The following is a 14777-nucleotide window of genomic DNA, read 5'->3' as shown; positions in this document are numbered from 1 at the left end:
TGGATCAATACCATCTTAAATCTATGAAACCATACATTGAATTTAAAAAACAACGTGAATTGGGTGAAATTCTTTCGGATACTTTCGCTTTCCTTCGAACTGAATTTAAGCCGTTTTTTAATACCTTTTTTAAGATTATAGGTCCTTATTTACTGGTCATGATCATTTGTTATTGCTTTTATATGTACCAATTTGGGGATTTTTTCACCTTTGGTATGGAAAGCGCAGATTCCATAAGTAGCGTACTCCTACTTTTGGTAGTGGGCGGCGCCTTTGTCCTTTCTATGGTGGCCACATATGTCTTGTCCCAAGCCACAACCTTATTCTACATTAAATCCTATGCCAACAACAAGGGAACTGTAGTTTTTGAGGAAGTTAAAAAAGAGGTGTATGCCTCTTTTTGGCAATTTATAGGTTTGGGTATTTTAGTAGCGCTCTGCGTTGGTGTCGGATTTATGTTCTGTATTATTCCCGGAGTATATCTCTACGTTCCCTTGGTGCTTTCCTTTAGCATTCTGGTTTTCAATCAAAAAAGTGTATCGGATGCATTTAGCTATAGTTTTACCTTGGTAAAAGATCACTGGTGGATGACCTTTGCCGCACTTTTTGTAGTAGGCATTATTGTTACGGTTGCCAGTTATGCCTTTGCCATACCATCTACCATCTATAATTATGCTAAATTGGGAATTCTTTCAGGAGAAATAGATGCTGAAAACTTTACCGTGGCAGATCCTATTTCCATACTCCTTGGAAGCATAAGCACCTTGGCCCAGTTTCTTTTGAATATCATATCCGTAGTTGCCGGAGTATTAATTTATTTTGACCTCAACGAAAAGAAAAACTTTACCGGAACCTACGAACGTATCCAAAGTTTGGGAGAAACAGAATAACGGTATGCATAAATGGCTATTTCTAACTGCGATATGTACATTTTGTAGCCTTTTTGGGCAACAGGATTCTACCGTAGTTCTTGATAGTTCCCATATCGTAAAAAAAGAAATTACCGAAAGCTTTCTAGAAAAGTATAGAAATGATAAGGCCTTTAATTATGAAGTCGTAGAGCAAAATCCTACTTGGTGGGATGATTTTAAGACATGGTTGGGCAATGTCATGCTAAGAATTTTCGAAGCCATTTTTGGAATGGAAAGGGCCTCTGGTATCTTGTCCATTTTCTTGGAAATCATTCCGTATATCCTTTTGGGTCTTTTGATTTTTATTCTGATAAAGTTCATCTTACGATTAAATGCCCATACCATCAATACAAAAGGCAAACAAGGCGATGTACTTTTGTCCGAAGAAGAAAGAATTATAAAAACCGAGGATATTGGCGAGCTTATTGAAAAAGCACTAGCCGAGAAAAATTTTCGCTTGGCCGTTAGATACTACTATCTGCAATCCTTAAAACAATTGAACGAAAGGGAATTCATAGATTGGCAACTACAAAAAACCAACAGCGATTATGTTTCCGAAATCACAAAAGAAGACTTAAAACAACAGTTTGCCCATATAACTAAGCTATACGATTACATCTGGTATGGTGATTTTTTTATAGATGAGCAACGGTTCTTACGTGCGGAACCCTCTTTTAAAAACCTTGAAAAAATGATTTTAGGGTATGGGTAAAAGGCTGATCAAATATATGGTCCTCATTGTTATCACCGTTGGTGCCCTATTGCTTGTTCAGTATAGCAAACCCAAGGAAATCAATTGGTTTCCTTCTTTTGTAAACGACCACAAAATTCCCTACGGTACCAAAGTATTTAATGAGTTTCTGCAGGAAGAATTTAAACAGGTAAAACAGATATACGTCCCTCCTTTTGAATTTTTGGCCGATCAAGATTCCGTAAAAGGTACGTATGTTTTTATCAATAACGAGGTAAATTTTGGTGAGGCTGAATTACATAGAGTATTGGACTGGACTTCCAAAGGTAACTCCCTCTTTATAGCATCCTCCTCCTTTGAGCAGCAATTATTGGATACACTGAAGCTCCAAACCAACAATCTCTACAACAGTTTTGAAAACGGCAGGGCTTATGAACATCGGTTGGTAAACCCTCAACTTGGTAACAATGAAGAATTCACTTTTGAAAAGGACTCCTACACCACCTATTTTTCCCTAGATTCCATTCCTGGCCCCATAACTGTTCTGGGTACGGTAAGCGCAAAAAATGACTCCCTTTCCGCAAAAGGTCAATCCAAAAACTATAATGTAATCCGAAAAAAATATGGGGAAGGTGAAATCATCTTAAGCACCTTTCCCAAGGCATTTACCAATTACTTTATTTTAAAGGACCCTAATAAGGCGTATACAGCTGGTTTGCTATCCTACTGGGATGAATCCAGAACTTTGTACTTGGATAACCATTACAAAGCCGGAAAATCCATTTACACCTCTCCTATGTATATTTTCTTGAATATTCGCGAGTTTAAGTGGGCCTATTACCTTGCCCTTTTGGGGGTTGTACTATATGTAGTATTTGAAGGCAAGAGAAAGCAAAGGGCCATTCCGGTAATAGAACCATTAAAGAACCAAACCTTAGCCTTTACAAGGACCATTGCGGATATGTATTATGAATCTGGAGAAACCAAAGCCATCGCAAAGCACAAGATTGACTATTTTTTAGACTACGTTCGCAACCACTTCTATTTTCAAAGTATTGAAAGCCATGAGGATTTTTATCAGAATTTAGCCAGTAGAAGTGCTCATGAAGTGGAAGAAGTAGAACACCTATTCAAATATCTAAGTCAACTAGAATCTAAGGAAACAATAACCGATACAGAGCTCCAAAAATTAAATTCGCTCATAGAAAAATTTAAGAAGAAAGCCCATGGAAACGAATGACAGCACCGATCAAGCCATGAATTTTGATAATAGAATTGACCTTGAAGGCTTAAAAACTTCGGTTAATCAAATAAAGCAAGAACTCAAAAAGGTCATTGTGGGCCAAGAGAACTTTATGGAACTCTTGATTGTCTCCCTTTTGGTAGATGGCCATGTTCTTATTGAGGGTGTTCCGGGGGTAGCAAAGACCATTACGGCCAAACTTTTCGCAAAAACCCTAAAAACCGAATTTAGCCGAATTCAATTTACGCCAGACTTAATGCCCAGTGATATTTTAGGCACTTCTATTTTTAGTGCAAAGACTTCTGAGTTTGAATACAAAAAAGGACCTATTTTTTCTAATATCGTTCTTATTGATGAGATTAACCGGGCACCGGCAAAAACCCAAGCTGCATTGTTTGAAACCATGGAAGAACGCCAAATAACCATGGATGGTACCACTTACCCCATGGACCGGCCTTTTATGGTGCTTGCCACCCAAAATCCGGTGGAGCAGGAAGGAACCTACGCCCTACCCGAAGCGCAATTAGATCGTTTTCTTTTTAAAATAAAAGTGGGCTACCCCTCTGTGGAAGAGGAAATACGTATCATAGAAACCCATCATCAAAGAAAGGGAACCCAGCCTCAAGAACGTATTATGGGCGTTTTGACACCTGCTCAGTTGTTAGAGTTTAAAACTAAGATTCAGGAGGTGCTGGTAGAGGAAAAAATTATCAACTACATTGCCCAGATCATCACCAAAACTCGCAACCACCCCCATTTGTACTTAGGGGGATCGCCAAGGGCATCCATTGCTACTTTAAATGCCGCAAAGGCTTTTGCTGCTATCAACGGAAGGGATTTTGTGGTACCCCAAGATGTAAAAATGGCCTTAAAACCAGTCCTTAACCACAGGGTTATCCTTACCCCGGAACGGGAAATGGAAGGTATGACCACAGAAAGTGTCATCGAAATGATTACGGAATCTGTTGAGATACCTAGATAACCCATGGGATTTCTAAAATCGTTTTACATACACCCTGCGTTTTTTAGATATTTGGCAGTGCTTTCAGGCTGCTTTGTACTGTCTTTTTGGCTACCCTTCCTTTATCCGTTAGCCTGGTTGGCTACACTGCTTTTACTGGCCCTTTTCTTGTTTGATATCTATCTTTTATACGCCCAACCAGAGGCTGTAAAAGCAGAAAGGTTTGCACCTCAAAAATTGTCCAACAGTGATTATAATACCATAACCATAAAGTACGGTTCCCGCTATGCTTTTAAGGTGCAGCTACAAATTATTGATGAATTGCCCGTACAATTCCAAAAAAGGGATTTTGAGCATATAGCCTTTCTTACCAAAGCGGAAAAGAAGGTATATGAATATGCGGTAAGACCTGTAGAGCGCGGCGAATACGTTTTTGGGAATTTGATGGTATTTGCCTCGTCGCCCTTGCGTATTGTAAAAAGAAGGTTCACCTTTCAAAGCGGACAAATGGTTCCTGTTTATCCCAGCATCATTCAGATGCAGCAGTATGATTTTCTTTCCATCAGTAACCATCTAACGGAATTCGGTCTAAAAAAATTGAGACGAATTGGCCATACCCAAGAATTTGAGCAGATTAAGGAATACGTACCAGGAGATGATTTTAGAACCATTAACTGGAAGGCCACAGCCAAACAGAACATGCTTATGGTCAATCAATATCAAGACGAGCGCTCACAACCTGTGTATTCCATCATAGATACGGGACGGGTAATGAAAATGCCCTTTAACGGACTTAAATTATTGGATTATGCCATAAATTCAACTTTGGCTTTTTCAAATATTGCTTTAAAGCGACATGACAAAACGGGGATGCTTACTTTCTCCAAAAACATTGAATACTTTGTCCCTGCCGTTCAAAAGCTAACCCATCTCAACCACATCCTTGAAAAACTCTATAATATTTCTACGGAATTTACAGATTCTGATTTTGGCCTTCTTTACGGACAAATAAAAAGGAAGGTGAGCCATAGAAGCCTTATAATGCTTTACACCAATTTTGAGCATATTTCGGCCCTCAAAAGACAACTGCCCTATCTATTGGCCATAGCCAAAAAACATGTGCTGGTGGTCATCTTTTTTGAAAATACGGAACTCAAGGACCTTATAGAAAATGATACCCAAAATTTACAGGACATTTACCATAAAACCGTGGCAGAAAAGTATTCATTGGAAAAACGGTTGATGCAAAAGGAGCTTCAAAAGTATGGTATACAGACCATTCTCACCCCTCCCGAAAAACTCACCATCAATACCATCAACAAATATTTGGAAATCAAGGCCAGAGGACTAATTTAAGTATAGACCATCGTATCCCGTCCTACATTATTCATCAAAATCATTGATATTTTTATAATATATCAAGGGATTTTATAAATTATTCTCAAAACTATATTTTGTTAATAACTTTTGTTTAAATATTCCTAAAAACGGGGAGGTCTGAGAATTTCACTATTTCATCGATTAAATGCAAGCTGTTAACAAGGCCGTTTTGCAATCAGCTCCACCATTTCCAAGCCGAAAATTACATTTAAATACATAAATTAGCCTTCCCCCATTTAGATACTTCGGTGTCATTTTTTAAACTAACTCGTACAAACTCTAAATTGCCATGGGAGTCACTAACTCGCCAAACTCAACTTCTGGGGAATTCAACCTTTTGTCCAAATGGACAGCCAAAAAGTCAAAATATAGGTTTAGGCTCATAGACTATAAGAACAAGCAAGATAAAAAAGACTTTCTTTTAAGCGATACCAAATGTAATTTGGAAATTTTGCCACAAGGCATCATGATCACCGGTAATTTTCAGGATAAGGAAACCATCATTCCCGTCCTTAAAGATGAAATTGAATCCCTTACCCTAATTAGAGGCAAAGAAGTGATTGACACCTTTTATATGTCCCCCATGTACATCATGTCCAAATTAGGTGTTCCCAACAGAGTTTCTAGGCACCTGCAAGTATATCCTTCTGAATATAAAATTGCGGAAACAAGGATTCTTATCAAATGTGAGGAATATCATTTAACCTTGATTACAAGTGGCAATAGACACTCTAAAATCTTAAGGAACCTAAAAAAGTTTGGTTTTGACACCAACTTAAAACTGGTTGAAAAACCCCGTCTTAATTTATTGCAATACAAACGGGCACTAGATCTATAACAATCTGTTGCAATTTTATGATTGTGGAAACTTTTGGCCGTTTCAAATAGGCTATATATTTGATATAGCGAAAATTGTACTATCTTTTGGGACCATTTACCAAAGTACCATCCAACCATGAAATTAAAAGTATACTTTTCCTTTGCCCTGCTCCTTTTTACTTTTCAAGGTGTAAACGCACAAGATTTGCACCATTTGGCCCAAGACTTTTTGGCTTCGCTATCCAAAGAACTTAGGGAAAAAACAGTTTTTGAACTTAGTTCAGAAGAACGAAAAAGTTTCTTTTACACTCCAGTATACCGAAAAGGAACCACTTTCAACGACTATAATAAAGAACAGACCGCGGCTGCACTGGCATTGTTAAAAGCCTCCATAAGCGAAAATGCCTTTGAAAAGACAAAGGAGATCATGGATTTGGAGAAAATCCTGATCGTATTGGAAAACAATCCTAAAATGCCGGATGGCAGCGCTAAACGCGACCCCTTAAATTACCATTTTTGGATTTTTGGTAATCCAGAAAAGGACCATTATTGGGGTTGGCGTTTTGAAGGTCACCACATTTCCCTGAATTTTGTGGCATCCGAAGGTAGTTTGGTCTCCAGTACACCGTTCTTCCTGGGCACCAACCCCGGTAGGGTCTTGGAAGGCGAACAAAAGGGACATGAAGTTTTAAAACTGGAAACGGACTACGGCTACGCTATGGTGAACTCATTGACTCCACAACAACTGGAAGTGGCTAGATTTTCGGAAACGGCCCCCGTAGATATGTTTACCAGCAACCACTCCAAAGCGGAACGATTGGCACATACCGGTATACAATATGCCGATTTGACCGGCGACCAAAAAAAGCTTTTTGATCGCCTTTTACAGTTGTACCTAGATAACTACGAAAAGAAATTTTCGAAAAAAGCGAAGGAAAAAATAGAAAAAGAAGGCCGGAATGAACTTTATTTTGCTTGGGCCGGTAGTTTGGAACGTGGAGAAGGCCATTATTACAGTATTCAAGGGAAGACCCTTTTGATTGAATATGACAATACCCAAAACAATAACAACCATGTGCATACCGTAGTACGTGACTTGGAAAATGATTTTGGGGATGACCTTTTACAGGACCACTACGATCATGACCACTAAAACTGGTACTTTTACTTGATTTCACTTTTAGTATTTACAATTAAATCCGTTAGCTTTAGAAAAAGAATCTAGTAACACGCTAACATGGAGCAATGGGTACGGCATCGAAAATTCTATAGTATTGGAATTTGTCTTTGGTCCCTAGTACTGTTTTTAAGTGCCTTTAAAGGAATACTCTTTCTTATCTTCCAAGCCAAAACATCCTACTTCAACACCTATTCCTATTGGCTAATTGGCTATGGATTCATTTTTACCGCATCGCAGTTGATTCAAATATGTTACTACCTTTCCAATAAACAATCTTGGGCCGCAATAGCCTGCGCCAGTTACCAAATTTCCTGTTTGGCGCTGTTTATCGTTACCTATTTTATGGTTACTTCCCAACAATTAGAACGTTTTCACCTGAGTATTCAAAACCTGATGCTACTTTCCATCCTATTGTACGGACTCGTTTTAATCCTATCGGTAACCAGAAAAAAGAAATGGTTAAAAATAGCAGGTTGGTCCCTGCTACTAATTGGGATTACGTACCTAACCCTTTTTTATGCGAAGAACTTCACCTCGAGTTTTGAACTTCAATTAGAATTGACCAAAGCGCTCCACATCACGTCATTGCTAAGTAGTTTGGTGGCTATTCCGTTTATCTTAAATTTTAAAAAGGAATTAAAAACACTAAGAACAACCGAAGAAAGTGCCTTTTCACGGTCCTTTAAAGGAGTTGTGGGCCTACTGGTCTCCTTAGCCTTAGTTCTTTCCATATTTCTTTTTAGAGATGTTCTTTTAAATACGTTGCGACAACCAACTCCCACAACCAAACAACGGGAAATTGCCTCCGCATTTAAAGCCTTTACCTATACCAACACCAAGGGACAAAAATTGCCTTATCGGCTGCTATTGCCATCAGATTATCAACCAAATAACAACTATCCCTTGGCCATATGTTTACATCACGGGGGAGGAAACGGTACCGATAATGTTCGCCAGGTAGAAGCCTCCATGTTTGCCAGAACCTTATCTGAACCTGAAAATCAGCAAAAGTTTCCTGCCATACTGTTTGTACCACAGGCACCACCGGGTTCCTGTTTTGGGGGTATTCCTGAATATGAGGATATCAGCGGCCTTGTAATGGAAGCTATCGAAGAAATTGAAGCAACCTACTCGGTAGACACCAATAGGCGCTATGTCATGGGAATGAGCCTGGGTGGTTTTGGTACGTGGACGTTGATAGGCAACCATCCTCAACAGTTTGCCGCCGCCATGCCCGTTTGTGGAGGTGGCGACCCCGCTAAAGCTGAAAATATGCTACAAACTCCTATTTGGGCATTTCACGGTGCAGAAGACCAAAATGTTCCTGTACAACTATCGCAAGATATGGTCAATGCCATTCGTAAAAAAGGCGGAGAACCCAAATACACTGAGTATAAAAATGTAGGGCATAACGTCTGGAACCACGTGGAAAATACACCCGGAAAATTGGAATGGATTTTTGACCAATCACTGGCAAACTAATCTTTTTCCATCTATTTTCATTCTTGAAAAATACCCCTGACATAGTTTGACATATGCCCTCGCTACTTTTGGTGCATTGATAATCCTAAAACATTCAACATCATGACCAATGCAATCAACTGGTTTGAAATTCCAGTAAAAAAATTCGAAAGGGCCAAAGATTTTTACTGCTCCATTTTGGATATTGAGATCAAGGAAGTACCCATGCCGCAGATGAAATATGGGGTTTTTCCCTATGACTCGGACAATAACAAAACGGGTGGTGCCCTAATGCAAATGGAGGGCGCAGAACCCTCTATCAACGGGGTTACCGTTTACTTAGATGGCGGCCATGATCTGGCCCTTCCTCTTTCCAAGGTAGAGAAAGCGGGTGGTAAAATTATGATTCCTAAAACGGACATAGGCGAAAACGGCTACATCGCCCATTTTATGGATACAGAAGGCAATAAAGTAGCCCTGCACTCTTGGAATTAACCTTAGGAATAGGTCATTTGAATCCCCCCCCGTTCAAATGACCTTCTCTTTACGCCAGTTTGTTACCTTTACCAAGCATGTCTCAGTTAAGTCGCCTCATCAATATTCTCACCCTTTTAAAATCGCGTAGGGTGCTCACCGCCACAGAATTGTCCCAACGGTATGATGTTAGCATTAGAACCATTTATAGGGATATTCAAAAACTGATCGCGTCGGGTGTTCCCGTGGTTACGTTGGAGGGCAAAGGCTATACGCTTATGGACGGTTATACCGTGGCTCCGGTTCAGTTTACGGAAAAACAGGCCAACGCCTTGATAACGGCCCACCACTTGGTCAACAAAAGTAAGGATGCTTCCTTTGTCAAGGATTTTGAAGAGGCCCTTATCAAAATCAAATCGGTTTTTCGTTCTTCGGTATTGGAGAAAAGTGAAATACTCCATTCCAAAATCCATGTTTTTGGCCCACAACAAGAAAATCTGGCCTCCAATTCCCTTTCAGAACTGCAACTGGCCATTACCAACCTCAACTACGTAGAAATCAATTATCGCAAGGCCAATGACACGCATATTTCCTTTAGAAAAATAGAACCTTATGTCTTTTTCTCTACCGAGAACAAATGGATATTGCTCGCCTGGTGCCATTTAAGAAATGAATACAGGGCCTTTAGGGTAGATCGTATTCAACACTTCAAGATACTTCCCGAAAAATTCGTAGACCGTAAATTCAACATCCAAGACTATTTTGCCGCCCAGGCCTATGAATACAAAAAACACAATCATGGTGATTCCTAATTTCTTTTCAGGTCAAAAATAAAGCCAATCCATCTCTTTTTAATGGTTAACTTTCTGATGTTTAAAACCTTAATATTATGGAATCGAATTATAGAAAAATTTACTCCGGAAACCGTTTTACCGTTCAGCGTATCGAAGAGAAACTGGAAGAAATAGGGATTAAGGCCATTTTAAAGGATGAATCCGAATCTGCCAGACTTGCCGGTTTCGCCGCCAATGTAGGTGGAGAACTGGAAGTACATGTTCACGAAGACCAATTTGAACAGGCCATGATGGTGGTAAGGGCCATTAAAGCCCAGCAAGAAGAATGACATTATCTTGGTTAAAATATTGAATTGTCAATATAGAAATCCCTATTTTTATCGGCTAGCAGTATTAAAACCAAACTTTTATAATGAAATTCAATTCTCGACTCAACTATTTTTTACCCCTTTCCCTGCTTTTAATCAGCGTTGTCTCGTGCGACAACGAACCACAAAAACCCAAGGAAACCCCTTTGGTCATTAGGGAGGATTCACTTACCGAGGTTTCTCGGGCCAAGGAAATTAGGGAAGGAATTACTCCAACGATTGCGGACGGATTGGAACTGAGCCTTTGGGCATCCGATTCTTTGGCGCCAGATCCCATCGCCATGCAAATGGACAAATACGGAAGGGTGTACCTTACACGTACCAACCGTCAAAAAAATTCGGAATTTGACATTAGAGGCTACCGCGATTGGATGACGCCCTCCATTTCTTGGGAAACTCCGGAAGACCGTAGAGCATTCTTGCATGAAACCTTTGCTCCCGAAAAAAGCGAGGAAAATGAATGGTTGAAGGATTTGAACGGGGATGGCAGCCATGACTGGAAAGATTTGGCCGTGGAAAAGGACGAAGTCTGGATGCTGGAAGATAGTAACAAGAATGGGGTGGCCGATAAAGCGACCCGAATTCTGGAAGACTTTCACGATGAGATTACCGATGTTGCCGGAGCCCTTTTGGTACGTGACGAAGATGTTTTTGTCGGAATCGGGCCTGATATGTGGCGATTGACCGATACCAATGACGATTTGGTGCTGGATGAAAAGACCTCCATTGCCAACGGTTTTGCCGTGCATATTGGTTTTGGTGGCCACGGTATGTCCGGAGCGGTGGAAGGTCCGGACGGGAAAATTTACTGGGGTATTGGCGATATTGGCGCCAATATTACTACGGTAGATGGTGAAAAGCACAAATATCCCAACCAAGGGGTCATTGTACGGTCCAACCCTGACGGAAGTAATTTTGAAGTGTTTGCAAGGGGACTAAGAAACACCCATGAATTTGTTTTTGATGCCTACGGAAATATCATTTCTGCGGACAACGATGGGGACCATGCCGGTGAAAGCGAGCGTTTGGTACACATTGTAGAAGGTTCCGATGCCGGTTGGAGGGCCAATTGGCAGTACGGCAAGTATACCGATGACAAAAACAATGGGTACAATGTTTGGATGGATGAAAAACTGTATGTCCCTCGATGGGAGGACCAAGCGGCGCATATCATTCCTCCTATCCAAAATTTCCACAACGGACCTACGGGAATGTTGTACAACCCGGGTACGGCCTTGGGCAAAAACTGGCAGGACAAATTTTTCTTGGTAGAATTTGTGGGCAATCCGGACCGTTCCCATATCTGGGCGTTTGACCTGCAACCAAAAGGAGCGTCTTTTGAGCTAAAAAGCGATGAAAGCATCCTGAGCGGTGTATTACCTACCGGAATACAGTTTGGGCCTGACGGAGCCCTATACTTGGCCGATTGGATTACGGGCTGGGGTACCAAAAACTACGGCCGTGTTTGGAAATTGGACGTCACCGATGAAAAAGACGATTTGGAGGCGCAACGCAAGGAAACGGAACGCTTGATGACCTTGGACTATGCCGAACAATCCGAAGCGGAACTACAAAAATTACTTTCCTATGAGGATATGCGCATTCGTAGACGCGCCCAATTTCAATTGGTAAAAAATGGGAATAAGGGCTTCAAAACCTTAGAGGAAACAGCGCAGAACGGTACAAATCAATTTGCCAGGATCCATGCGATTTGGGGAATTGGCCAATTGGCAGCAGAGGATACTGGAAAGGCCGCAGTTCTTCGCGAACTTTTGGGGGATAGCGATCCGGAAATCATTGCACAATCCCTGAAGGTATTGGGTGATTTAAAAGATACCGAAGCAGCCAGCACGTACATTTCCCTTTTAAAGTACGATAATCCTCGGGTACAATTTTTTGCCGCCCAGGCTTTGGGAAGAATACAGCATGAAGCCGCTATTCAGCCATTATTGGATATGATTGCGGAAAATGACGACGAGGACGTTTACATTAGGCATGCCGGGGTATTGGCATTGACCCGAATTGGCAAAGCGGCCCCCATGGTTGCTTTGGCAGGACATGAAGACCGTAGCTTACGCATTGCGGCCGTGTTGGTCTTGCGAAGATTACAGGATGCGCAGGTACAGGAATTTTTGAACGATGAGGACGAATTTGTAGTAACGGAAGCTGCCCGCGCCATCAATGACGACTGGTCCATTGAAGCGGCATTGCCGGCCTTGGCCAATATGTTGACCTCTGAAAAATTTGTATCGGAACCCTTACAGCGAAGGGCCATCAACGCTGCTTTGCGTGTGGGTGGTGACCAAGAATTGGAAAACCTGCTGGCCTTTGCCAAAAGACAGGATGTTCCCAATGTGTTGCGGGGCGAGGCTTTGGCAGCTATCGGTACTTGGGCGGAACCATCGGTGTTGGACCGTGTAGATGGCCGTTATCGTGGCGAAGTGAAGCGCGACCTAGAGGGTGTAAAAACCAAGGTGGAAAAAGAAATTCCCGCGTTTATAGAGGATAGAGATCCTGAAATCTTGAACGGTATCAGCAAGACCTTGGCCAATTTGGGTATCGACAGTCAGAATGACCGACTGTATCAAATCATGAAAAGGCACAACTCCGCCGAGGTACGTGCTACCATTTTAAAGGCCTTGGGTGATCTTAAGTACACGGATATTGCCGGTGCCATGCAATTGGGCATGAAAGACAAGGAAGCATCCGTACGTACCACCGCTTTGGGTCTAATTCCGCAATTGGAAATTTCCAAAGAGCAGTTGCCCAATGTTGTCAACCCCATTTTTAGAAGTGGTTCCGTACGTGAACAACAGCGAATGCTAGGGGTTCTTGGGGAACTTCCAACGGAAAAAAGCGGGGATGTGCTAGCAGGATTGATTGCCGATGCAAAAAACAAAAAACTGAACGAAAGTGTTATTTTGGACTTGGTGGAAGCTGTGGAAGCTACCGAATCTGAACCTTTGATCGCCCAGTTGGAAGAGATTAAGGGCGATGGCAATTCCGTAGAGGCTTACAAGGAAACCTTGGTGGGAGGAAACCGCAGGGACGGTTACCGGGTTTTCAACAACAACCCTACCGCCCAATGTACCCGTTGCCATGCTATTGGCGGTGCCGGTGGTACGGTAGGCCCACCGTTGGAAAATATAGGAAACATCCTTACGAGGGAACAAATTTTGGAATCGCTTATCGAACCTTCCGCCCGTTTGGCGCCTGGCTATGGAAGCGTATCGTTGACATTAAAGGACGGACAGGAAGTCAACGGAATCTTGGAAGCGGAAAATGAGCACGAGCTGATTTTGAGAACCAATCAGGCGGAACCACTTGAAGTTCCTGTTTCCAGAATTGCGAAACGACAAAATATGCCTTCTGCCATGCCGGCCATGGGCAAACTGATTACCAAACGAGAGTTACGAGATCTTATAGAATTCCTAGCAGGATTAAAACAAGAGCCTACTTCATAAAGTGCTTGCTTCTTGCTTGGCCAAATTGAATTCAGACATCAGATCGGTTACAATGGTTGCAGCCGGTTTGATGTCATGAATCAAGGCCGATACCTGACCTATTTCCAATTCCCCATCGTCCATATTGCCTTCAAACATGCCCAATTTGGCACGCCCGCGACCTAACAAGTTTTTTAACTCTTCTACCGAAGCCCCTTTGGCATAAGCGGCCTGTACTTCCTCATAAAACTTGTTCTTGATCAAACGTACGGGCGCCAGCTCCTTCAAAGTTAAATGGGTGGCCCCTTCCCCGGCCTCCACTACTTTTTGTTTAAAAGAAGCATGGGAAGAAGCTTCCTCACTGGCCACAAAGCGGGTACCTACCTGTACCCCATCGGCCCCTAAAATCATGGTGGCCAACATGGCGCGACCTGTAGCGATGCCTCCGGCAGCAATTAGGGGAATGTCTATTTTTTCCTTTACGGCGGGAATCAAGGCCAGCGTGGTGGTCTCGTCCCTTCCGTTATGGCCTCCGGCCTCAAAACCTTCGGCTACGATGGCATCTACCCCGGCTTCTTGGGCCTTAAGGGCAAATTTTACACTGCTCACCACATGCACTACGGTAATGCCCTTTTCCCGCAGCTGGGCCGTCCATGTTTTGGGATTTCCGGCAGAGGTAAACACTATTTTGATTCCGTTGTCAATGATGATATCCATCAATTGGTCGATATCCGGATAGAGCATGGGCACGTTCACCCCAAAAGGCTTATCAGTCGCTTTTTTACATTTTTGAATATGCTCCCTTAGCACCTCAGGATACATGCTTCCGGCACCCAGAACGCCCAAGCCACCGGCATTGGAAACGGCTGAGGCCAATCGCCAACCGCTGGCCCAAACCATTCCGGCCTGTATGATGGGGTATTGGATATTAAATAGTTGGGTGATTTTATTCGGCATGGGTAAAATTTTATTTACGTGAAAATACTTGTCAGATCGAGGAGAGTCGTGAATTGTCAGGTCGAGCGGAGTCGAGACCTCATTCAAACTCACAA

The 14777-nt window shown here is 42.1% G+C and carries 13 protein-coding genes; 12 read left to right on the top strand and 1 reads right to left on the bottom strand.

Annotated features, from left to right (window positions below; genetic code table 11):
• Nucleotides 1–23 precede the first annotated feature (23 nt).
• The 12 genes from BIZ36_RS15870 (at nt 24) to BIZ36_RS15815 (ending at nt 13746) form a co-directional block, all read left to right on the top strand.
• On the top strand, nt 24–890 hold the full coding sequence (locus BIZ36_RS15870; RefSeq protein WP_187458877.1) for a hypothetical protein: 867 nt from the start codon (nt 24–26) through the stop codon (nt 888–890).
• 4 nt (nt 891–894) lie between these two features.
• On the top strand, nt 895–1623 hold the full coding sequence (locus tag BIZ36_RS15865) for a DUF4129 domain-containing protein (protein WP_187458876.1): 729 nt from the start codon (nt 895–897) through the stop codon (nt 1621–1623).
• Nucleotides 1616–2842, top strand: coding sequence for a DUF4350 domain-containing protein (locus BIZ36_RS15860; RefSeq protein ID WP_187458875.1), 1227 nt, complete (start codon nt 1616–1618; stop codon nt 2840–2842). Before BIZ36_RS15865 ends, BIZ36_RS15860 begins: the two co-directional genes overlap by 8 nt.
• Complete coding sequence (locus tag BIZ36_RS15855) at nt 2829–3827, top strand: AAA family ATPase (protein WP_187458874.1); 999 nt, start codon at nt 2829–2831, stop codon at nt 3825–3827. The genes BIZ36_RS15860 and BIZ36_RS15855 overlap by 14 nt, the downstream gene beginning before the upstream one ends.
• Nucleotides 3828–3830: 3 nt before the next feature.
• Nucleotides 3831–5162 (top strand): DUF58 domain-containing protein, encoded by a 1332-nt coding sequence (locus BIZ36_RS15850; protein ID WP_187458873.1) that lies wholly within the window; start codon nt 3831–3833, stop codon nt 5160–5162.
• A gap of 313 nt (nt 5163–5475) precedes the next feature.
• On the top strand, nt 5476–6024 hold the full coding sequence (locus BIZ36_RS15845; protein WP_187458872.1) for a hypothetical protein: 549 nt from the start codon (nt 5476–5478) through the stop codon (nt 6022–6024).
• 117 nt (nt 6025–6141) lie between these two features.
• On the top strand, nt 6142–7158 hold the full coding sequence (locus BIZ36_RS15840; protein ID WP_187458871.1) for a DUF3500 domain-containing protein: 1017 nt from the start codon (nt 6142–6144) through the stop codon (nt 7156–7158).
• An 84-nt stretch (nt 7159–7242) separates the two neighbouring features.
• The gene (locus BIZ36_RS15835) at nt 7243–8667 is read left to right on the top strand and encodes a carboxylesterase family protein (protein WP_187458870.1); all 1425 of its coding nucleotides are present in this window, start codon (nt 7243–7245) and stop codon (nt 8665–8667) included.
• Between the two features lie 102 nt (nt 8668–8769).
• A complete protein-coding gene (locus tag BIZ36_RS15830; RefSeq protein WP_187458869.1) occupies nt 8770–9141 on the top strand; it encodes a VOC family protein in 372 nt (123 codons plus the stop codon).
• Nucleotides 9142–9218: 77 nt separating this feature from the next.
• On the top strand, nt 9219–9932 hold the full coding sequence (locus tag BIZ36_RS15825) for a helix-turn-helix transcriptional regulator (protein WP_187458868.1): 714 nt from the start codon (nt 9219–9221) through the stop codon (nt 9930–9932).
• 77 nt (nt 9933–10009) lie between these two features.
• Nucleotides 10010–10243 (top strand): putative signal transducing protein, encoded by a 234-nt coding sequence (locus tag BIZ36_RS15820; protein ID WP_222937429.1) that lies wholly within the window; start codon nt 10010–10012, stop codon nt 10241–10243.
• A gap of 83 nt (nt 10244–10326) precedes the next feature.
• The gene (locus BIZ36_RS15815; RefSeq protein ID WP_187458867.1) at nt 10327–13746 is read left to right on the top strand and encodes a DUF7133 domain-containing protein; all 3420 of its coding nucleotides are present in this window, start codon (nt 10327–10329) and stop codon (nt 13744–13746) included.
• Here the strand turns inward: BIZ36_RS15815 and BIZ36_RS15810 are convergent.
• A complete protein-coding gene (locus BIZ36_RS15810) occupies nt 13741–14682 on the bottom strand; it encodes an NAD(P)H-dependent flavin oxidoreductase (RefSeq protein ID WP_187458866.1) in 942 nt (313 codons plus the stop codon). The genes BIZ36_RS15815 and BIZ36_RS15810 overlap by 6 nt on opposite strands.
• Between the last annotated feature and the right edge of the window lie 95 nt (nt 14683–14777).

The organism is Cytophaga sp. FL35 (genome assembly GCF_014349235.1).
GTDB lineage: Bacteria > Bacteroidota > Bacteroidia > Flavobacteriales > Flavobacteriaceae > Euzebyella.
Note: the sequence above shows the minus strand (reverse complement) of the source record. Positions and strands in the feature narration are given on the sequence as shown.

Coding starts and splice junctions, on each gene's coding strand:
- BIZ36_RS15870 (WP_187458877.1), top strand. CDS start 24: ATGAAACCATACATTGAATTTAAAAAACAACGTGAATTGGGTGAAATT.
- BIZ36_RS15865 (WP_187458876.1), top strand. CDS start 895: ATGCATAAATGGCTATTTCTAACTGCGATATGTACATTTTGTAGCCTT.
- BIZ36_RS15860 (WP_187458875.1), top strand. CDS start 1,616: ATGGGTAAAAGGCTGATCAAATATATGGTCCTCATTGTTATCACCGTT.
- BIZ36_RS15855 (WP_187458874.1), top strand. CDS start 2,829: ATGGAAACGAATGACAGCACCGATCAAGCCATGAATTTTGATAATAGA.
- BIZ36_RS15850 (WP_187458873.1), top strand. CDS start 3,831: ATGGGATTTCTAAAATCGTTTTACATACACCCTGCGTTTTTTAGATAT.
- BIZ36_RS15845 (WP_187458872.1), top strand. CDS start 5,476: ATGGGAGTCACTAACTCGCCAAACTCAACTTCTGGGGAATTCAACCTT.
- BIZ36_RS15840 (WP_187458871.1), top strand. CDS start 6,142: ATGAAATTAAAAGTATACTTTTCCTTTGCCCTGCTCCTTTTTACTTTT.
- BIZ36_RS15835 (WP_187458870.1), top strand. CDS start 7,243: ATGGAGCAATGGGTACGGCATCGAAAATTCTATAGTATTGGAATTTGT.
- BIZ36_RS15830 (WP_187458869.1), top strand. CDS start 8,770: ATGACCAATGCAATCAACTGGTTTGAAATTCCAGTAAAAAAATTCGAA.
- BIZ36_RS15825 (WP_187458868.1), top strand. CDS start 9,219: ATGTCTCAGTTAAGTCGCCTCATCAATATTCTCACCCTTTTAAAATCG.
- BIZ36_RS15820 (WP_222937429.1), top strand. CDS start 10,010: ATGGAATCGAATTATAGAAAAATTTACTCCGGAAACCGTTTTACCGTT.
- BIZ36_RS15815 (WP_187458867.1), top strand. CDS start 10,327: ATGAAATTCAATTCTCGACTCAACTATTTTTTACCCCTTTCCCTGCTT.
- BIZ36_RS15810 (WP_187458866.1), bottom strand. CDS start 14,682: ATGCCGAATAAAATCACCCAACTATTTAATATCCAATACCCCATCATA.